Source organism: Kitasatospora sp. NPDC058046 (assembly GCF_042885595.1).
Lineage (GTDB): Bacteria > Actinomycetota > Actinomycetes > Streptomycetales > Streptomycetaceae > Kitasatospora.
Map to the genome: position 1 here is coordinate 165,595 of NZ_JBHVRS010000019.1, position 18,083 is coordinate 183,677.

At 74.5% G+C, this 18,083-nt stretch carries 16 protein-coding genes, 1 tRNA gene and 1 pseudogene; 12 read left to right on the forward strand and 6 right to left on the reverse strand.

The window, feature by feature from the left end:
* Positions 1–706 (reverse strand): hypothetical protein (locus ACFVU7_RS31995; protein ID WP_388048536.1); only part of this gene is annotated, 706 nt, incomplete at its 3' end.
* Between ACFVU7_RS31995 and ACFVU7_RS32000 the strand changes: the two genes are divergently transcribed.
* A complete protein-coding gene (locus tag ACFVU7_RS32000) occupies positions 705–1,544 on the forward strand; it encodes a TIGR02452 family protein (RefSeq protein ID WP_388048538.1) in 840 nt (279 codons plus the stop codon). The genes ACFVU7_RS31995 and ACFVU7_RS32000 overlap by 2 nt on opposite strands.
* 7 nt (positions 1,545–1,551) lie before the next feature.
* On the opposite strand, the gene ACFVU7_RS32005 is transcribed toward ACFVU7_RS32000, so the two are convergent.
* A complete protein-coding gene (locus ACFVU7_RS32005; protein WP_387828310.1) occupies positions 1,552–1,887 on the reverse strand; it encodes a hypothetical protein in 336 nt (111 codons plus the stop codon).
* Between the two features lie 106 nt (positions 1,888–1,993).
* Positions 1,994–3,088 (reverse strand): hypothetical protein, encoded by a 1,095-nt coding sequence (locus tag ACFVU7_RS32010; protein ID WP_388048540.1) that lies wholly within the window; start codon positions 3,086–3,088, stop codon positions 1,994–1,996.
* A 146-nt stretch (positions 3,089–3,234) separates the two neighbouring features.
* On the opposite strand from ACFVU7_RS32010, the pseudogene ACFVU7_RS32015 reads away from it, so the two are divergent.
* Positions 3,235–3,693 (forward strand): annotated as a pseudogene (locus ACFVU7_RS32015) (RICIN domain-containing protein); the annotation flags it as partial.
* Positions 3,694–3,700: 7 nt separating this feature from the next.
* Here ACFVU7_RS32015 and ACFVU7_RS32020 read toward each other — a convergent pair.
* The gene (locus ACFVU7_RS32020; protein ID WP_049651763.1) at positions 3,701–4,396 is read right to left on the reverse strand and encodes a tyrosine-protein phosphatase; all 696 of its coding nucleotides are present in this window, start codon (positions 4,394–4,396) and stop codon (positions 3,701–3,703) included.
* Positions 4,397–4,508: 112 nt separating this feature from the next.
* Complete coding sequence (locus ACFVU7_RS32025) at positions 4,509–5,270, reverse strand: SDR family oxidoreductase (RefSeq protein ID WP_387974352.1); 762 nt, start codon at positions 5,268–5,270, stop codon at positions 4,509–4,511.
* A 193-nt stretch (positions 5,271–5,463) separates the two neighbouring features.
* Here ACFVU7_RS32025 and ACFVU7_RS32030 point away from each other — a divergent pair, with 193 nt between their 5' ends.
* The 10 genes from ACFVU7_RS32030 to ACFVU7_RS32075 all read left to right on the forward strand — a co-directional run bounded on the left by ACFVU7_RS32030 (position 5,464) and on the right by ACFVU7_RS32075 (position 16,476).
* Positions 5,464–6,243, forward strand: a complete 780-nt coding sequence (locus ACFVU7_RS32030) for a DNA polymerase beta superfamily protein (protein ID WP_388048543.1) — start codon at positions 5,464–5,466, stop codon at positions 6,241–6,243.
* Positions 6,244–6,290: 47 nt separating this feature from the next.
* Positions 6,291–6,363 (forward strand) — tRNA-Lys (locus tag ACFVU7_RS32035).
* 586 nt (positions 6,364–6,949) lie between these two features.
* Entirely contained in the window at positions 6,950–8,671 is a 1,722-nt protein-coding gene (locus ACFVU7_RS32040) for an LCP family protein (RefSeq protein WP_380780994.1), read from the forward strand.
* A 132-nt stretch (positions 8,672–8,803) separates the two neighbouring features.
* Positions 8,804–9,295 carry an SRPBCC domain-containing protein gene (locus tag ACFVU7_RS32045; protein ID WP_049651766.1) on the forward strand — a complete coding sequence of 164 codons (492 nt, stop codon included), beginning with the start codon at positions 8,804–8,806 and terminating at the stop codon, positions 9,293–9,295.
* A 274-nt stretch (positions 9,296–9,569) separates the two neighbouring features.
* Complete coding sequence (locus tag ACFVU7_RS32050; protein WP_049651767.1) at positions 9,570–10,370, forward strand: VOC family protein; 801 nt, start codon at positions 9,570–9,572, stop codon at positions 10,368–10,370.
* A gap of 132 nt (positions 10,371–10,502) precedes the next feature.
* A complete protein-coding gene (locus ACFVU7_RS32055; protein ID WP_388048546.1) occupies positions 10,503–11,252 on the forward strand; it encodes an HAD family hydrolase in 750 nt (249 codons plus the stop codon).
* Positions 11,249–13,657 (forward strand): glycoside hydrolase family 65 protein, encoded by a 2,409-nt coding sequence (locus ACFVU7_RS32060; RefSeq protein WP_074002068.1) that lies wholly within the window; start codon positions 11,249–11,251, stop codon positions 13,655–13,657. The genes ACFVU7_RS32055 and ACFVU7_RS32060 overlap by 4 nt, the downstream gene beginning before the upstream one ends.
* A 139-nt stretch (positions 13,658–13,796) precedes the next feature.
* Positions 13,797–15,509: a pyruvate dehydrogenase gene (locus ACFVU7_RS32065; RefSeq protein WP_388048580.1), complete on the forward strand. Its 1,713-nt coding sequence runs from the start codon at positions 13,797–13,799 to the stop codon at positions 15,507–15,509.
* A gap of 89 nt (positions 15,510–15,598) precedes the next feature.
* On the forward strand, positions 15,599–16,234 hold the full coding sequence (locus ACFVU7_RS32070; RefSeq protein ID WP_049651770.1) for a helix-turn-helix domain-containing protein: 636 nt from the start codon (positions 15,599–15,601) through the stop codon (positions 16,232–16,234).
* 32 nt (positions 16,235–16,266) lie between these two features.
* Entirely contained in the window at positions 16,267–16,476 is a 210-nt protein-coding gene (locus ACFVU7_RS32075) for a DUF6126 family protein (RefSeq protein ID WP_049651771.1), read from the forward strand.
* A 98-nt stretch (positions 16,477–16,574) separates the two neighbouring features.
* Here the strand turns inward: ACFVU7_RS32075 and ACFVU7_RS32080 are convergent, their stop codons facing one another.
* Complete coding sequence (locus ACFVU7_RS32080; RefSeq protein WP_388048548.1) at positions 16,575–18,017, reverse strand: PLP-dependent aminotransferase family protein; 1,443 nt, start codon at positions 18,015–18,017, stop codon at positions 16,575–16,577.
* Between the last annotated feature and the right edge of the window lie 66 nt (positions 18,018–18,083).

Consider the following 18,083-nt stretch of genomic DNA (forward strand, 5'->3'; position numbering starts at 1 on the left):
GGGCTTCGGCGGCGGTCGTGACCGTGACGACCGTGGTGGCCGTTCGGGTGGCTTCGGTGGCGGCGACCGCGAGCGCGGTGGCTTCAACCGCGACCGTGGCGGCTTCGGCGGCGGTCGTGACCGTGACGACCGTGGTGGCCGTTCGGGTGGCTTCGGTGGCGGCGACCGCGAGCGCGGTGGCTTCAACCGCGACCGCGACGACCGCGGCGGCCGTTCGGGTGGCTTCGGCGGCGGCGACCGTCCGGCCCGCTCCTTCGGCGACCGTCCGTCCTTCGGCCGGGACCGTGACGAGCGCGGCGGCAGCAGCCGTCCGTTCTCGCGCCGCGACGACCACCGCTCCGGTGGCCGTCCGCAGTCCGACCGCGGTGGCTTCAACCGTGACCGTGGCGGCTTCGGCGGTGGCCGTGACCGTGACGACCGCGGCGGCCGTTCGGGTGGCTTCGGTGGCGGCGACGACCGCAAGCCGCGCTGGAAGAACTGACGCCGCACCGGCGGTGACCGACCGCCGGCCGGGCTGAACGTGCGGCCGGGCCGACCACACGGCCGGGCCGACCGCGTGAAACGCACGAAGGGCCCGCTCCTCCCCTGGAGCGGGCCCTTCGCGTTTCCCCCACGCGGACACCCCGCCATCCCCCCGGGGTGTTGTTCTGGAAGTGAGAATAACCTGTGGCGCACGGGCGCGGTAGTCCCGTAGCGTCGCGGCCATGAGCAGCAGACTGCACGACGTGGCACGGGTGAACGAGGAGATCGCCGAGCGCGGGAGCTACCGGACGGCCGGGGGCGAACTCGTGCGGGTGGGGGAGGAGTTGGCGGCGGCGAAGGCCGGCACGGTGTCGTACGCGCCGGAGCGGCTGGACGCGCTGCTGGCGGAGGGCGGCCGCGGGCCGGGGCCGGCGGCCGGGCGGATCGAGGTCACGGCCGAGGGGAGCGTCCAGGCCGCCAGCCGGCTGGTCGACGCCGGGGCGGGGCCGGTCGGGGTGCTGAACTTCGCCTCCGCGCGCAACCCCGGCGGCGGCTACCTGCGCGGCGCCCGCGCCCAGGAGGAGGACCTGTGCCGCAGCGCGCTGCTGTACAGCTGCCTGCTGGAGGCATCGGACTACTACGAGGCGCACCGGGCCTCCACCGACCTCCGGTACAGCCACCGGGTGATCGTCTCGCCGGCGGTGCCGGTGATCCGGGACGGGCGCGGCGAGCTGCTGGCGCGGCCGTACCCGGTCTCCTTCCTGACCTCGCCCGCGCCCAACGCCGGTCAGCTGGAACGGCGTTCACCCGGTACGGACGTCCGCGGCGTGCTCGCCGAGCGGGCCGTGCGGGTGCTCGCCGCGGCCGCCCGGCACGAGCTGCGCACGCTGGTGCTCGGCGCCTGGGGCTGCGGGGTGTTCGGCAACGACCCGGCGCAGGTCGCCGAGGCCTTCGAGGGGGCGCTGGCCCGGTACGGGGCGGCCTTCGACCGGGTGGTGTTCGCGGTCTGGGACCGCGCGCCGGTCTCGGCGAACCGGGCCGCCTTCGAGGCCCGGTTCGGTGCGGAGCGCGCGGTCCGGTGAGGGCCGGCTAGCGCTTGCGGGCGGAGAGCGCCGTCGCGGCCGTGGAGGCCGCCGCGACCACGCCGGTCACCGCGAACACGGACGGCCAGGCGCCGATCTTCTTCGCCAGCGGGTGCGAGCCGCCGAAGGCCGCCACGTACAGGCCGGTCAGCGCCGCCGCGGTGCCCGTGCCCGAGCTCCGGCGCCACTGCGCGGCCGCTCCGGCGCCGGCCACCGCCAGCACCGCGCCGCCCAGTTCGCGCCGGCCGCTCCAGCGGGCGACGCCGTAACCGCCGACCAGACCGCTCGCCGCGGTCAGCGCGGCGGGCGCGGCGGCCGCGAGCACGTTCGGGACCTTCGCCATCGTCGACTCCACTCGTAGGGGGCTGTGTCGGCTTCCGACCCTAACCCGGTGAACGGGCGGGGCCGTCGGGGCCTCCCGGAAACGGGCTTCGGCGGAGCGCCCCGGGCTACCGGAACGCCTCGGCGGGCGTCTGCCCCGGCACCGTGGCGGCCAGCCGACGGGCGGCCTCCACCGGGTCGAGCACCCGCTCCAGCCGCAGGTCGCCCGGAACCTCCTGGATGAACCGCCCGGCCGACCAGCTGCGCTCGTACGGCAGCGGCTCCAGCACCAGGGTGCGCACGCCGTCCACCACCGGGATATCGCCCGGCGTCCCCTCGTTCCAGATCCAGGAGCCGTCCGGCGCGACCAGGTTGAAGGCACCGGTGGCGATCACCCGGCGGCCGTCCAGGAACGCCGTCCGGGCCAGCTCCACCACCTCCCGCTCCTGCGGGGTGCCGGGCAGGTGGCCGCCGCCGATCAGCACGTCCGCGAGCAGGGTGTGCAGCTGGAAGGTGTCGCTCAGGCCGCTCATCCGCAGCAGGTAGCCGGTGCCGGTGGGGCGGTCGAGCACCAGCAGCGGCTCGTCGTCCAGCATCAGTGCCAGGTGGACCAGGCCCTTGAAGTCGTGCTGCTCGCCCTGGTAGCGGTCGAACAGCTCCAGGAGCACCTCGGTCACGCCCGAGGCGCGGGCCTCGGCCCGGACCTCCGCGTGCGCGTACACCGCCCAGGCCGCCTGCTGCCACAGGTGCAGCGTCCACCAGGCGACCACGGCCAGGTGCGCGTGCCACTCGTCCAGGTGCGCCGGGTCGGCGATCCGCTCGTGCGCCTCGGCCGGATCGTCCTCCTCCGCGCTGGGCAGCGGGCCGCCGCCGGTGGAGACCCAGCGCCGGACCAGCAGCTGCGCGCCGGTCAGCGCCCCGCGCAGGCCGGCCAGCACCGGGCCGGAGCAGGCCACCGGGTCGGCGCCGTGCTCCACGCAGGCGCCCACCACCATGGCCAGGTGCGCGCGGGGGAAGGGCGGGGCGTCCGGCAGCAGCGCGGCCAGCCGGGGGCCGGCCGCCACCCGCTCCGCCGGGTCGGCCGCGCCGAACAGCCCGCCGACCAGGCCGAGGGCGGGCCCGAACCGCTCGTCGTCCCCGGCCGCGAGCACGGCCTCCAGGGCGGCCACGGCTTCGGAGAAGGTGGGCTGTTGACGGTGCGACGGTATCTGCTCGGTGGACATTCGCCGCAGCATAGGGGGCGGGGCCGGTCCGGCGGAAACTCCTCCGCGCCCCCGGCTCGGAGCCCTCGGCCGGCGGCCCGCACGGTGGCCCGCACGGTGGCCCGTACGGCGGTGCGGGACGGCCTGTCGGTGCCCGGTGGCAGACTGCGGTCGTGACAGACTCCGCGATCACCGACGGCAGCTACCTCGTCCGCAACGTCGGCAGCGGCCTGCTGCTGCGGGTCGCCGACGGCTCCCGGCGCAGCGGCGCCCGGATCGTCCTCGGCGCGGACGACGGCAGCGACGCCCGGCTCTGGCGGCTCACCGCCGTCCACCCGGGCGGCGCGCTGTTCCACATCGAGAACGTCGGCAGCGGGAAGCGCCTGGACGTCGCCGGCGCCTCGACGGAGGACGGCGTCCGGATCCAGCAGTGGTCGGCCAACGCCTTCGGCGCCCAGGAGTGGCTGCTGGAGGCCCACGTCGACGCCCCGGGCACCTACACGGTGACCAGCTTCATCAGCGGCAAGCCCCTGACGGCGGGCGACACCCCGGAGGCCGACGTCCACCAGCGGGAGGACGCCGACGCCCCGGCGCAGTGGTGGCGCTTCGAGCGCCGGGAGGGCTGACGGCCGGTCAGTCCGAGAGCTTGGCGCGGACGGCGTCGAGTTCGGCGTCCGTCGTGCCGTGGTGGCGCAGGTAGTCGGGGACGGTGCCGTGGTGGTCGTGGATCCAGGCCAGCGAGGAGGCGAGGTGCCCGGCGTCGACCGGGCGGGAGATCCGCTCGGTGCCGGTCTCGTCGACGTACGGGGTGGGGCCCTTGTCGAGGCCGAGGCCGACGTTGGAGCGCAGGAAGTCGGTGGTGATCTCGGCCTCGGAGGCGCCCAGCAGGGACTGGAGGACGGCGATGGTCAGGCCGGTGCGGTCCTTGCCGACGGCGCAGTGGACGACGGCGGCCAGTGAGTCCGGCGCGGCGAGGCGGCGGACCACGGCGGCCAGCGAGGGGCCGGCCGTCTCGGCCATGAAGGGGTAGAGGGCCGCCTGGTCCTCGGGCCAGGGCCGGTCGACGTCCTTGCGGTCGGCGGGCAGGGTCGGCAGGTTGAGGGACTCGTGGTCGAGGCCGTGCCGCTGGTCCGGCCAGGTCTGCAGCTCGAACGCGCTGCGCAGGTCGAACACCGTCCGCAGGCCGAGCGCCTTGAGCCGCCGGGCGCCCTCCTCGGTGAGGGTGTGGAAGGACCCGGAGCGGTACAGCACGCCCCGGCGGAGGGCGCCGATCCCGCCCGCGTCACGGAAGTTGCGCACACCGGGGATGTCGATGAAGGCGTCGGTCATGGCCACCACCGTACGGGCGGGGGCGGACGGGCGGAAGGAAACCGGAGGGGGCCGCTCGGTGGCGGGACGGCGCTGGCCGAAACCGGCCCCCTCCGGTACGGAACCGGGCTGTTCAGCGCCCGCCCGAGACCTCCAGGAACGCCCCCGTGGTGTACGAGGCCGCCGGGGAGAGCAGGAAGAGGACCGCCTCGGCGACCTCCTCCGGCTGCCCGCCGCGGCGCATCGGCAGGTTGGGCGCGACCCGGTCGACCCGGCCGGGCTCGCCGCCGAGCGCGTGGATGCCGGTGTGGATCAGCCCCGGTCGCACCGTGTTGACCCGGATGCCCTCGGCGGCGACCTCCAGGGCCAGGCCGCGGGTCATCGAGTCCACCGCGCCCTTGGCGGCCGCGTAGTCGACGTACTCGTTCGGCGAGCCGATCCGGGAGGCCGCCGAGCCGACGTTGACGATGGCGCCGCCGCGCCCGCCGTACCGGGTGGACATCCGGCGGACGGCCTGGGCCGCGCAGAGGAACGGGCCGGTGATGTTGGCGGCCCAGATCCGGTTCAGCCGGTCCTCGTCGATCTCCTCCAGCCGGCACTGCTTCTCCAGCGTGCCGGCGTTGTTCACCAGCCCGGTGAGCGGGCCGAGTTCGGCGTCCACGGTGGTGAACAGCCGCTCGACCTCGGCGGTGCGGCTGACATCGGCGCGGACCGCGAGGGCGGTTCCGCCGTCGGCCCGGATCTTCTCCACGACGGCGGCCGCGTTGGCCTCGTCCGTACGGTAGTTGACGCAGACCCGGTAGCCGCGGCGGGCGGCCAGCAGGGCGGTGGCGGCACCGATGCCGCGGCTGGCGCCGGTGACGATCAGGACCTCATCGGTCGGGGTGGTCGACATGGCCCGTACGCTACCCGGCGGCCCGGCCGGGGACACCCGCCGCGGCCGCCCGCGGGGCCGCGATCCTCGGGGCCCGGTATCGGCGGCCGGGCCGGCGCCGGAGCGGAATTCGCTCGCCCGGCGCGGCCCGCTCCGGCGAGGATGCCCGGACGAGGATGCGGTGCCCGCCCGTCCGTACGAGAGGAGTCCGCCGATGTCCGCCGTTCCCGCTGCTCCCGTCCCTCCGTCCGTCCCCGGCACGGTGCTGCTCTCCGGCATCGTCGGCTCCACCGCGTACGGCTTTGCCCACGCCGGCTCCGACCTCGACCGGCTGGGCCTGTTCGCCACCCCCACCGAGGAGTTGCACGGCCTGCACCGCCCGGCCGAGTCCCAGGTGACCACCGCGCCGGACCTCACCCTGCACGAGGCCGCCAAGTGGTGCCGGCTGGCGCTGGGCTGCAACCCGACCGCCTCCGAGCTGGTCTGGCTGCCGGACGGGCTCTACGAGGTCCGCACCCCGCTCGGCGACGAACTGGTCGGGCTGCGCACGGCCTTCCTCAGCGCACCGGCCGTACGGAAGGCCTACCTCGGCTACGCCGACCAGCAGTTCCGCAAGCTGCTGACCCGCGACACCACCGACCCGGCCACCCGCCGCCGGGCCGCCAAGCACGCCCGGCACCTGGTCCGGCTGGTCGGGCAGGCCGTCCGCCTGCACGAGACCGGCCGCAACCCGATCCGGCTGCCCGACCCCGAACGCATCCGCGAACTGGGCGAACGCATCGCCGACCGCCCCACCCTCGCGGAGGGCCTGCTGGCCGACGCCGCCGACCGCCTCGCCGGCCCCGGCGTCCTGCCCGCCGCGCCCGACCCGCGCCCCGTCGAGGCCTGGCTCCGCCGGGTCCGCGCCGCCCACTACACACCGCCTCAAGACCCGCTCCACAACCCCGGCACGCCCGCGCAATCCACTGGCGGAGCCCTGGGCCCCACCGGGTAGGATCGCCGTGGTCCTCCCACCCGGAACCCCGGGTGTTCCAGGGCCGCGGGGCGCTAGCTCAATTGGCAGAGCTGCGGACTTTTAATCCGTAGGTTCAGGGTTCGAGCCCCTGGCGCCCCACCGCACCGAGGCCGGATCGGGATGTTCTCCGATCCGGCCTCCGTCGTTCCCGGGCGTGGGCGTTCCGCCGCCCGGAGCCGCGCGCCGTCGCGGGCCGCGGCCGGTCCTGGCGGAAGCCGCCCGGGCCTGCCCCGCGTGCCCAACTCCGGTGCGTGCGAGGGCGTTGGGGTGCCTGGTCCGGGGGTGGGCCGATCCGCTGCCGTCCGTGGCCGGTTCGCGCCCCGCGGCCGGTGCCGATCGCGTGGCGCCCCACCTGCCGTGCCGGTGGCTGGAATTCGGCGTGGACGGGGACCGGTGGAGTGGCATGGGTCACGTCGGAATCGGGCGTTTTCGACTGTTCTGCGGTGGTGTTGCCCGTCGGTCGGCGGGGTTGTCCGAGGGCCGAGGGTCGGTGATCGTGTCGGGCCTAAATATGATCGGAAGCCACGATCGTCGGTTAGTGGTGACGGTCGTATGTGCAACCTGGGAACGGTTCGGGCCGTCTCTCTGTGTGCGGTGCGCCGGATCGTCAGGGGCGTCGCTTCCGTCGGTGAAAGGTACGCGCATGTCAGGTCGGAGGGGCGAGAGCCCGGCTCGGGGCGAGGACATGCCCACGACGGAAGGTGCGGAGAGTTCAGTGCCCGGTCCGCGCAGCGGTGGCCGGGCGGAGGCCCGCCGTGCCGCGCAGGGCAAGGGTGGCGGTTCGGCCACCGCGGGTGCCGCGGCCGCCGCGGGTGGCGGCCGGGCCGCGGCGCGCAAGAGCGCCAAGCCCAAGAAGAACGTGAAGAAGATCGTCGCCTGGTCGACGGCGGGCGTGCTGGTGGTCATCGCCGGTGTCGGCGGCGCGATCTACCTCAAGCTGAACGCCAACATCAAGTCCTTCGACGCCGACGCCATAGCCCGCAACCGCCCCCCGGAGGCGAAGGCCGACGCGGACGGCAACAGGCCGGTCAACGTGCTGCTGATCGGCTCGGACAGCCGCGGCAAGAACAACTCCGACCTCGGCGGCGGCGCCGACGACGGCGGCGCCCGCTCGGACACCACGATCCTGCTGCACGTCTACGCCGACCACAAGCACGCCGTCGGCATCTCGATACCGCGCAACGCCAAGGTCGAGCTGCCGTCCTGCAAGCTGCCCAACGGCAAGTGGACCAAGGGCGGCAACACCGACCTGTTCAACGCCGCGTTCTCGATGGGCGGCAGCGACGACGGCAACCCGGCCTGCACCCAGAACACGGTGGAGAAGCTCACCGGAATCCGCGTCGACCACACCCTGGTCGTCGACTTCAACGGCTTCGCCGCGATGACCAAGGCCGTGAACGGCGTGGACATCTGCCTGCCGAAGCCGATCTACGAGGGGGACATCAACCCCAACCTGAAGAGGAAGGGCGACCTCGTCCTCCCGCAGGGCAAGCAGACCGTCGAGGGCCAGCAGGCGCTCGACTACGTCCGGCTGCGGCACGGCATCGGCGACGGCTCGGACATCGGCCGGATGAAGCGCCAGCAGGCCTTCCTCGGCTCGCTCGCCACCAAGATCAAGAAGGAGGGGATGAACCCCACCACCCTCCTGCCGCTGGCCGACGCCGCGACCAAGTCCCTGGTCGTCGACCCGGGCCTGGACTCGGCCGACAAGCTGGCCTCCTTCGGCCTGTCGCTGAAGAACATCGACATGCACGACCTGAAGTTCGTGACGGCACCCTGGCGCTTCCGCACCCAGGACAAGGACCTCGACCTGGTCCAGCCGGACGCCAACAAGCTCTGGGAGACCCTCAAGGCCGACCAGACCATCGACGGCCAGAACGCCACCGGCCAGCAGCCGGACGCCCCGGCGGACGGCACCGGCCCGGCCCCGCAGCAGCCCGCCGCGCCCACCACCCCGGCCGCCCCGGCCGCGGACACGTCCAACTCGGCGATCAGGGTGGCGGTCTACAACGGGACGATGACCAACGGCCTGGCCGGCAAGGCGACCGAACTGCTGAAGGGCGCCAAGTTCACCGCCAGCACGGCGGGCCAGGCGGCGAGCACCAAGTACAAGACCACCACGATCGAGTACGGCTCCGGGCAGAAGGCGAACGCCGAGAAGGTCGCCGCGCTGTTCCCCGGCGCCAGCCTGGAGTCCAGCACCGCCCGGGGCATCTCGGTGATCACCGGCCAGGACTTCGCGGCCGCGATGGGGATGTCGACCGGTGCCCCCGCCGGCGGCGGCGCGACGGCCGCCACCCCGGGTGTCCCGGCGCCCCCGCAGCCGCTGCCGACCACCATCACCAACGACGCCCGCTCGGCGGACGACGACATCTGCGCGAACACCAGTTACGGCAGCGGCGGCTGACCGCACCGGAACGACCGCACCCACCGGAACGACGGGGACGACCCCCGGGCCGGCGCCCTCCGGGGCGCGCGGGCCCGGGGGTCGTGCCATGGTGGGCGTAAGGGAATCCGGCGGCCACCGAAAGGCGGACCCATGCCCGAGATCGCCCTCCAGCTCGACATCGCCGCGCCCCGGGACGTGGTGCTCGCCGCACTCACCACGCACGACGGGCTGACCGCCTGGTGGACCACCGGCGTGGACCGGGACGGCGACGTCCTGCTGTTCGACTTCCCCGACGTCCCCGAGCCGTTCCGGCTGCGGGTGGAGCGGGCCGACCGGGACCGGGTGGTGTGGACCAACGCCGGGTCCTTCCCGCCGCACTGGGCCGGCACCTGGATCAGCTGGGAACTGTCCGACCAGCCCGTCGCCCCCGACGAGCCCACCGCCTCCGAGCCCGACCGGCCCGCCGCGCCCGGGCGCACCCGGCTGCTGTTTCGGCACGGCGGCTGGCAGCCGGGCAGCGAGGACGGCGTCCCGGCGGTGGCCGGCACCTGGGCCGAACTGCTGGTCCGGCTCAAGGACTACGCGCAGAGCGGCAAGGTGCAGCCGTACTTCGTCACCGGGCACCACCACGACGCCCCGTGAGCAGCCCGGGGAAGAGCTCGGGGAACAGCTCGGGGAACAGCCCCGGTGAACAGCCCGTGAGCACCCCGCCCGAGCCCCGTGACGGTCCGGCCGCCGGTCGCCCGCCAGGGCGCCGTCCGGTGGCGGGATCGCGGCGGCGGACCGAAGGTGGCGGTGTACCGCCGTCGTCCCGGCCGGGCCGTACCCCCACCGGGCCCGGCCGGGACGAGGGCCCGACCGCTCCGACCGTCCCGACCACCACAGCCGGCCACCACCGCCTCCGGGAGGCCCAGCAATGCCCGTAGTCACCGATCCGTACAAGCCCGGCACCCCGTGCTGGGTCGACCTGATGGCGAGCGACCAGCAGGCCGCGCTCGACTTCTACCGCGACCTGTTCGGCTGGCAGGGCGAGGTCGGCCCGGCCGAGTTCGGCGGCTACGCCGTGTGCATGCTCAACGGCCGGCCGGTCGCCGGGATCATGGCGCAGGCGGCGCCCGAGGGGCAGCCGACGCCGCCCGTCGCCTGGACCACCTACCTCGCCTCGGACGACGCCGACGCGGCCCGGGCGTCCATCACCGAGGCCGGCGGCACGGTCCTGTACGACCCGATGGACGTCGGCACGATCGGCCGGATGCTGGTCGCCGCCGACCCGACCGGCGCGGTGTTCGGGGTCTGGCAGGCGATGGACTTCATCGGCGCGGGCGTGGTCAACGAGCCCGGCGCACTGGTCTGGAACGAGCTCAACACCGCCGACACCGGCGCGGCCGGCCGCTTCTACCAGCCGGCCCTCGGGCTGCGCCCGGCCACCATCCAGGGCATGGACGGCTACTTCTCGCTCAACGTCGCCGACCGCACGGTGGGCGGCATGCAGGCGATCCCCGGCTACCTGGCGGCCGGGACGCCCTCGCACTGGATGACCTACTTCTCGGTGGACGGCGCCGACTCCACGGTGGACGCCCTGGTCAAGGCCGGCGGCTCGGTGATCCAGCCGGCCTTCGACATGCAGTCCGGCCGGATGGCGGTGGTCCAGGACCCGCAGGGCGCGGTCTTCGCGGTCATCGAGGCGCCCGAGGCGCAGATGCCCGACTCGCCGTAACGCCGCCCCGGCGCCGTGACGCCGCCCGGTCCGGCCCCGGCCGGCCCCGCCCGGCAACCGGAAGCCGCCCTTCCCGCGACGCGCCGCCGGGAAATGGGCGGCTTCCCCCCGTTCCCGGGTAAGACTGCACCCATGCTGGGGCTACCGGACGACATCCGTGCTTTCCTCTTCGACCTCGACGGGGTGCTCACCCAGACCGCGAAGGTGCACGCCGCGGCCTGGAAGGACACCTTCGACGCCTTCCTGCGCGCCGAAGCCGCCCGCACCGGCGGCCAGTTCGTCCCCTTCGACGCCGTCACCGACTACGACACCTACGTGGACGGCCGCCCGCGCCTGGACGGCACCCGCGGGTTCCTGCGCAGCCGGGGCGTCGACCTGCCCGAGGGCACCCCGGACGATCCGCCCAACTCCCCCACGGTGCAAGGGATCAGCCGGGCCAAGAACGACACCGTGCTGCGGCTGATCCGGGAGCAGGGCGTCCAGGCGTACCAGGGCTCGGTCGACTACGTGCACCGGCTGCGCGCGGCCGGGCTGCCCAGCGCCGTGGTCTCCTCCAGCGCCAACTGCCGGGACGTGCTGCGGGCGGCCGGCATCGAGGAACTGTTCGAGGTGATCGTGGACGGCAACACCGCCAAGGCCGAGGGACTGCCCGGCAAGCCCGCCCCCGACACCTACCTGTACGCCGCCCGCGCCCTTAGCGTCGAACCCGCCCACGCCGCGGTCTTCGAGGACGCGCTCGCCGGGGTCGCCTCCGGCCGGGCCGGCGGCTTCGGCGCGGTGGTCGGGGTGGACCGCACCGGCCAGGCCGCCGAACTGCGCCGGGACGGCGCCACCGTGGTCGTCCAGGACCTCTCCGAGCTCCTGGGGGAGGAGGAGGCATGACTCCCGGGGACAAGAACTTCGCGATCGACCCCTGGCAGATCACCGAACAGGGCCTGGACCTGGCCTCGATGGCCCGCGCCGAGTCGGTCTTCGCTCTCTCCAACGGCCACATCGGCCTGCGCGCCAACCTGGACGAGGGCGAGCCGCACGGCCTGCCCGGCACCTACCTCAACGGCGTCTTCGAACTGCGCCCGCTGCCGTACGGCGAGGGCGGCTACGGCTACCCGGAGTCCAGCCAGAGCGTCATCAACGTGACCAACGGCAAGATCATCCGGCTGCTGGTGGACGACGAGCCCTTCGACCTGCGCTACGGCGAACTCGTCAGCCACAAGCGCTGGTTGGACGTCCGCGAGGGCCTGCTGCACCGCGAGGCGGAGTGGACCTCCCCGGCCGGGCGGACGATCAGGGTGCGCTCCTCCCGACTGGTCTCGCTCACCCAGCGCGCCGTCGCCGCCGTCGAGTACAGCGTCGAGGCGGTGGACGGCCCGGTGCGGATCGTGCTCCAGTCCGAGCTGGTCGCCAACGAGCAGCTGCCCGGCGGTCCCGAGGGCGATCCGCGGGCCGCCGCCGTGCTGGAGGCGCCGCTGCAGCCCGAGGCGCACCACGCCAGCGGGACCAAGGCCATCCTGGTGCACCGCACCCGGTACAGCGGCATCCGGGTCGCGGCCGGGATGGACCACATCATCGAGGGGCCGGAGAAGTCCGACACCGTCGCCGAGGCCGACGCCGACCAGTGCCGGATCAGCGTCACCACCGTGCTCAAGGCCGGACAGCGGCTGCGGCTGACCAAGTTCATGGCCTACGGCTGGTCCGGCACCCGCTCGCTGCCCGCCGTCCGGGACCAGGTGGAGGCCGCGCTGACCGCCGCCCGGTACACCGGCTGGGACGGGCTGATCGCCGAACAGGCCGAATTCCTCCAGGAGTTCTGGGAGACCAGCGACATCGAGATCGAGGGCGACGTCGAACTCCAGCAGGCCGTCCGGTTCGCCGTCTTCCACGTCCTGCAGGCCGGCGCCCGCAGCGAGGAGCGGGCCATCCCCGCCAAGGGGCTGACCGGGCCCGGCTACGACGGGCACAGCTTCTGGGACACCGAGACCTTCGTCCTGCCGGTGCTCACCTACTGCCTGCCCGCCGCCGTCAACCAGGCCCTGCGCTGGCGGCACACCACCCTGCCGCTGGCCCGCGAGCGGGCGGTCCAACTCGGCCTGTCCGGCGCGGTGTTCCCGTGGCGGACGATCCGCGGCGAGGAGTGCTCCGGGTACTGGCCGGCCGGCACCGCGGCCTTCCACATCGGCGCCGACATCGCCGCCGCCGTCGCCCGCTACGTCCGGGCCACCGGCGACGCGGAGTTCGAGCGCGAGTACGGGCTCGAACTGCTCGTCGAGACCGCCCGGATGTGGCGCTCGCTCGGCCACCACGACGTGGCCGGGAGGTTCCGCATCGAGGGCGTCACCGGCCCCGACGAGTACAGCGCCGTCGCGGACAACAACGTCTTCACCAACCTGATGGCGCAGACCAACCTGCGCGCCGCCGCCGAGGCCGCCGTCCGCAACCCGCACGAGGCCGCGCTGCTCGGCGTGGACACCGAGGAGACCGCCGCCTGGCGCGACGCGGCCGCCGCGATGTACATCCCGTACGACGAGGACCTCGGCGTGCACCCGCAGGCCGACGGGTTCACCCACCACCAGGTCTGGGACTTCGAGCACACCCCGCCGGAGAACTACCCGCTGCTGCTGCACTACCCGTACTTCGACCTGTACCGGAAGCAGGTGGTCAAGCAGGCCGACCTGGTGCTCGCCATGCAGGTCCGCGGCGACGCCTTCACCGACGAGCAGAAGGCCCGCAACTTCGCCTACTACGAGCGGCTGACCGTCCGGGACTCCTCGCTCTCCGCCTGCACCCAGGCGGTGATCGCCGCCGAGGTCGGCCAGCTCGACCTCGCCTACGACTACACGGCCGAGGCCGCGCTGATGGACCTGCACGACCTCGGCGGCAACACCCGCGACGGCCTGCACATGGCCTCGCTCGCCGGGGCCTGCATCGCCCTGGTGGCCGGCTTCGGCGGGCTGCGCGACCACGGCGAGGCGCTCTCGTTCCGGCCCCGGCTGCCGTCCGGGCTGATGCGGCTGAGCTTCTCGCTGCTGGTGCGCGGGCACCTGCTCGGCGTCGAGATCACCCACGAGCGGACGACGTACACGCTGCGCCGCGGCGAGGTCCTCCACGTCCGGCACGACGGCGAGGCGGTGCAGGTCAAGTCCGGTGCCCCGGTCACCCTGCCGACCACCGCCCCGCCCGCCCAGGAGCGGGTCGCCCAGCCCCCGGGCCGCGAACCCGGCCGCCGCAAGCCCCAGGCCGGCCTCGCGGCGGGCAAGCTCGGCCAGCAGGACCACCTGGCGGCCGAGTAGCAGCCCGCACCCCGCTCCCGCCGCCTCACCCGTTCGCCCCGCCCCGGCTGCGCCGCCCCCGGCCGCCCCGGAGAGTGCTGGTGTCCCGTGGAGCCGCCCCAGCGAAGGAGTCGCCGCCGTGCCGAGCGTGGCCGAACAGATGGTGGAGGTGCTCCGGCAGGCCGGGGTGGAGCGGGTCTACGGCGTGGTCGGGGACAGCCTCAACCCCGTCGTGGACGCCATCCGGCGGGCCGACGGCATCAGCTGGGTGCACGTGCGCAACGAGGAGGCCGGCGCCTTCGCGGCCGCCGCCGAGGCCGAACTCTCCGGCCGGCTCGCGGTCTGCGCCGGCTCCTGCGGCCCCGGCAACACCCACCTCGTCCAGGGGCTGTACGACGCCCAGCGCAGCGGCCTGCCCGTGCTCGCGCTCGCCTCGCACATCCCGTCCGGGCAGATCGGCACCGGCTTCTTCCAGGAGACCCACCCCGAGCGGGTGTTCACCGACTGCAGCACCTGGTGCGAGATGCTCTCGACCCCCGCCCAGCTGCCCCGCCTGCTGCGGGTCGCCGTCCAGCACGCGCTCGGCTCGCACGGCGTCTCGGTGCTCGCCTTCCCCGGGGACGTCGCCGCGCTCTCCGCCGCCGCCCCCACCGGCACCAGCCACTTCCTCACCGAGCAGGCCGTCGCAGCCCCGCCCTGGTCCCAGGTGCAGGAACTGGCCCGGCTGCTCAACGACGCCCGCAAGGTGGTGCTGTTCTGCGGCGCCGGGGTGCGCGGGGCGCACGCCGAGGTGATGGCCGCCGCGCAGGCCCTGAACGCGCCGATCGGCCACTCCCTGCGCGGCAAGGAGTGGATCCAGTTCGACAACCCGTACGACGTGGGCATGAGCGGCCTGCTCGGCTACGGGGCCTGCCACGAGGCGCTGCACTCCGCCGACCTGGTGGTGCTGCTCGGCACCGACTTCCCGTACGACTCCTTCCTGCCGCAGGCGCACACCGTCCAGGTCGACCACGACGCCACCCGGCTCGGCCGCCGCACCGCCCTCGAACTCGCCGTCCACGGCGACGTGGCCGCCACCCTGCGGGCTGTGCTGCCGCTGCTCGACGCCAAGCGCGACCGCGCCTTCCTGGACGGGATGCTGCGCAAGCACTGCCGGTCGCTGGAGGACGTGATCGGCGCGTACACCCGGGACATCGAGAAGCACCTGCCGATCCACCCCGAGTACGTCGCCTCGGTGCTCGACGAGGTGGCCGCCGAGGACGCCGTGTTCACCGTGGACACCGGCATGAACAACGTCTGGGCCGCCCGCTACCTCCAGCCCAACGGCCGCCGCCGGGTGATCGGCTCCTTCCTGCACGGCTCGATGGCCAACGCCCTCCCGCACGCGATCGGCGCCCAACTCGCCTGCCCCGGGCGGCAGGTGGTCGCGATGGCGGGCGACGGCGGGATCGGCATGCTGCTCGGCGAGCTGCTCACGGTGGCCAAGCACCGGCTGCCGGTGAAGACGGTGGTCTTCAACAACGGCGCGCTCGGCATGATCAAGCTGGAGATGCTGGTCTCCGGCTACCCGGAGTTCGAGATCGACAACGGGGACGTGGACTACGCCGGGATCGCCCGGGCGATGGGCATCCAGGCCAAGCGGGTGACCGAGCCGGCCCGGGTCCGGGAGGTGCTGGTCGAGGCGCTGGAGCGGCCGGGCCCGGCCCTCGTGGACGTGGTCACCGACCCCAACGCGCTCTCCATTCCGCCGCACATCACCGCCGCCCAGCTGAAGGGCTTCGCGCTGGCGGCCGGAAGGACGGTGCTCTCGGGCGGCGTCGGACGCATGATCGACCTGGCCCGGAGCAACCTGCGGAACATCCCGCGGCCGTGAGCGGGGGCCGGCCTGGGGTCCCGCCGGAAGGGTCTTGCCTCTGAGGCAAAATTCTTGCCCGTGCGGCACGGCGGGTGTCCACTGGACACATGACCAGCAGCTCCACCGGCGCCGCAGCAGCAGGCGAACAGCTCGACGACCAGGAGGTCGCCGGCCTCGCCGCCCGTCTCCGTGAGCACCGGCTCAGCAGCCGTCTCACGCTGGAGGTGGCCGCCGGGCGGGTCGGGCTCTCCCCAGCCTATCTGTCCCGACTGGAAACCGGCCGCCGGCAGCCCTCGCTGCCCGTCCTGCTCGGCCTCGCCCGCGCGTACGGGACCTCGGTCTCCGGCCTGCTCGGCGAGACCCTCGCCGAGCCGGACCCGATCGTCCGCGGCGGCGCCATCGAACCCGGCCGGGCCGGTGGCTGGGGCTACCGGCGGGCCGGCGCCCCCGGCCGCGCGATGCAGGCCCTGCGGGTGCACGTCCCGCCGGGCGTGCAGGACACGGTGGTCCGGGTCCACCCGGGCGAGGAGTGGCTGTACGTCCTCAAGGGCGCGCTCCGCGTCACCCTCGGCGACCGCGTCCACCACCTCGCGGTGGGCGACTCCGCCCACTACGACTCGCTCACCCCGCACTGCATCGCCGCAGAGTCGGACAGCGGCGTCGAACTGCTCTTCGTCCACACCCTGCTGCAGAGCCCCGGCGGCGAACTCTGCCTCGGCGGCGGCCCCGCCGCCGTTCACTGACCTGCCGTCAGAACACCCCGGAGGAGATCACCATGGCCGATCCCACCACCACCGTCACCCCGGCCGCCGACGCCGAGAACCCGGCCGCCGGTGCCGACACTCCGGCCGGCCCGAAGACCATGGACGCCGGCAAGTGGGCCAACAAGCGGGTCTACCACCGCCTGGTGCTCTACACCGTCGGCTGCCACCTCTTCGCCGGGTTCATCATCCTCCTGTTCCAACTCGGCAGCCGGAACAAGTAGTTCACACCCCGAACCGTCCGCCCGCCCCCACCCCCGAGGGGGCGGGCGGACCGCCGCTCCCGCACCGGCCCGGCCCACCTGCCTTCTCCCCTTCCCGCTCAGGCCCCGCGCAGCAGTTCGCAGAGGGCCTGGACCGCCGCCGGGAAGGCGTGGTCCGGTGAGGTGGCGTAGCCGATGACCAGGGCGGTCGGGGCGTCGGCGGGGGACGGGGCGGTGCGGTGCCAGGCGAGGCCGTGGAGGGCGAGGCCGGCCTGCTGGGCGCGGGCGAGGAGTTCGGGTTCGGGGGTGGAGCCGGGCGGCAGCCGGATGACGACGTGCAGGCCGGCCGCGATGCCGGTGACCCGGACGTGCGGGGCGTGTTCGGCGAGCGCCGCGACCAGGTGGTCGCGCCGGCGCCGGTAGTGCAGCCGGCAGCGCCGTACGTGGCGGTCGTACGTGCCGGAGGTGATCAGTTCGGCGAGCGTCAGCTGGTCCAGCACCGGGGACATCGTGTCGGCCAGCGCCTTCAGCCGGGCGACCGGCTCGACCAGCGCGTCCGGCAGGGCCAGCCAGGCCAGCCGCAGGCCCGGCGCGAGGCTCTTGGCGGCCGTCCCGGCGTACACCACCCGTTCCGGGTCCAGCGCCTGCATCGCGCCGAGCGGCTGCCGGTCGTAGCGGAACTCGCCGTCGTAGTCGTCCTCGATGACGTACCGGTCCTGCTCCCGCGCCCACCGCACCGCCTCGGCCCGCCGGTCGGCGGAGAGTGCCGCGCCGGTGGGGAACTGGTGCGCGGGGGTGAGGAGGACGGCGCCGGCCCGGGGGTCGAGCCGGTCGACCAGGGCGCCGTCCGCGTCCAGCGGCACCGGGGCGGTGGCGAGTCCGGCGGCCCGGGCGACCGCGTGCTGCGGCGGCAGCCCGTACTCCTCGACGGCGAGCGTGCGGGCGCCGCGTTCCCGCAGGGCGGCGCAGAGCAGGCCGAGGCCCTGGGTGACGCCGGTGCAGACGAGCAGGTGGTCGGGGTCGGTGCGCACGCCGCGGACCCGGGCCAGGTAGTGGGTGAGCGCCTGCCGCAGTTCGATCCGGCCGAGCGGGCTGCCGTAGTCGAGGGCCTCGTGCGGCGCGGTGGCGAGGGCGCGGCGGGCGGCGGCCAGCCAGGCGGTGCGGGGGAAGAGCGAGAGGTCGGGCCGTCCGGACATCAGGTCGTACCGGGCGGTCTGCCGCGCCCGTACCGCCCGGGGGGCCGGCCGCCGGCCCTGGACCGGTTCCGGGACCGTCCGCCGGGCGACGGTGGTGCCGGAGCCCTGCCGGGAGCTGAGCCAGCCCTCGGCGGTGAGCTGGCCGTACGCCTCGACCACGGTGTTGCGGGCGATCCCGAGGTCCTCGCCGAGCGCCCGGGAGGACGGCAGCCGGGTGCCGGGGGTGAGCCGCCCGTCCTGGACGGCCTCGCGCAGCGCGTCCTCCAGGGCGGCCCGCAGCCCGGCGCCGGCGGCCCGGCGCTCGGTGAGGTCCAGGTGCAGGTCGCCGCCGAAGGTGGTCCAGGAGGTGGTCCGGGAGGTGCTCACGGCCTCCATTCTCACCTGTCGCCAGGGGGCGCGGGCGGGGTCACCGGGTGGCGCCGGAGGGCTCCT

What these genes read in the sequence shown, in the direction of transcription:
- ACFVU7_RS32000 (WP_388048538.1), top strand. Translation starts at nt 705, where the DNA reads ATGAGCAGCAGACTGCACGACGTGGCACGGGTGAACGAGGAGATCGCC.
- ACFVU7_RS32005 (WP_387828310.1), bottom strand. Translation starts at nt 1,887, where the DNA reads ATGGCGAAGGTCCCGAACGTGCTCGCGGCCGCCGCGCCCGCCGCGCTG.
- ACFVU7_RS32010 (WP_388048540.1), bottom strand. Translation starts at nt 3,088, where the DNA reads ATGTCCACCGAGCAGATACCGTCGCACCGTCAACAGCCCACCTTCTCC.
- ACFVU7_RS32020 (WP_049651763.1), bottom strand. Translation starts at nt 4,396, where the DNA reads ATGACCGACGCCTTCATCGACATCCCCGGTGTGCGCAACTTCCGTGAC.
- ACFVU7_RS32025 (WP_387974352.1), bottom strand. Translation starts at nt 5,270, where the DNA reads ATGTCGACCACCCCGACCGATGAGGTCCTGATCGTCACCGGCGCCAGC.
- ACFVU7_RS32030 (WP_388048543.1), top strand. Translation starts at nt 5,464, where the DNA reads ATGTCCGCCGTTCCCGCTGCTCCCGTCCCTCCGTCCGTCCCCGGCACG.
- ACFVU7_RS32040 (WP_380780994.1), top strand. Translation starts at nt 6,950, where the DNA reads ATGCCCACGACGGAAGGTGCGGAGAGTTCAGTGCCCGGTCCGCGCAGC.
- ACFVU7_RS32045 (WP_049651766.1), top strand. Translation starts at nt 8,804, where the DNA reads ATGCCCGAGATCGCCCTCCAGCTCGACATCGCCGCGCCCCGGGACGTG.
- ACFVU7_RS32050 (WP_049651767.1), top strand. Translation starts at nt 9,570, where the DNA reads ATGCCCGTAGTCACCGATCCGTACAAGCCCGGCACCCCGTGCTGGGTC.
- ACFVU7_RS32055 (WP_388048546.1), top strand. Translation starts at nt 10,503, where the DNA reads ATGCTGGGGCTACCGGACGACATCCGTGCTTTCCTCTTCGACCTCGAC.
- ACFVU7_RS32060 (WP_074002068.1), top strand. Translation starts at nt 11,249, where the DNA reads ATGACTCCCGGGGACAAGAACTTCGCGATCGACCCCTGGCAGATCACC.
- ACFVU7_RS32065 (WP_388048580.1), top strand. Translation starts at nt 13,797, where the DNA reads ATGGTGGAGGTGCTCCGGCAGGCCGGGGTGGAGCGGGTCTACGGCGTG.
- ACFVU7_RS32070 (WP_049651770.1), top strand. Translation starts at nt 15,599, where the DNA reads ATGACCAGCAGCTCCACCGGCGCCGCAGCAGCAGGCGAACAGCTCGAC.
- ACFVU7_RS32075 (WP_049651771.1), top strand. Translation starts at nt 16,267, where the DNA reads ATGGCCGATCCCACCACCACCGTCACCCCGGCCGCCGACGCCGAGAAC.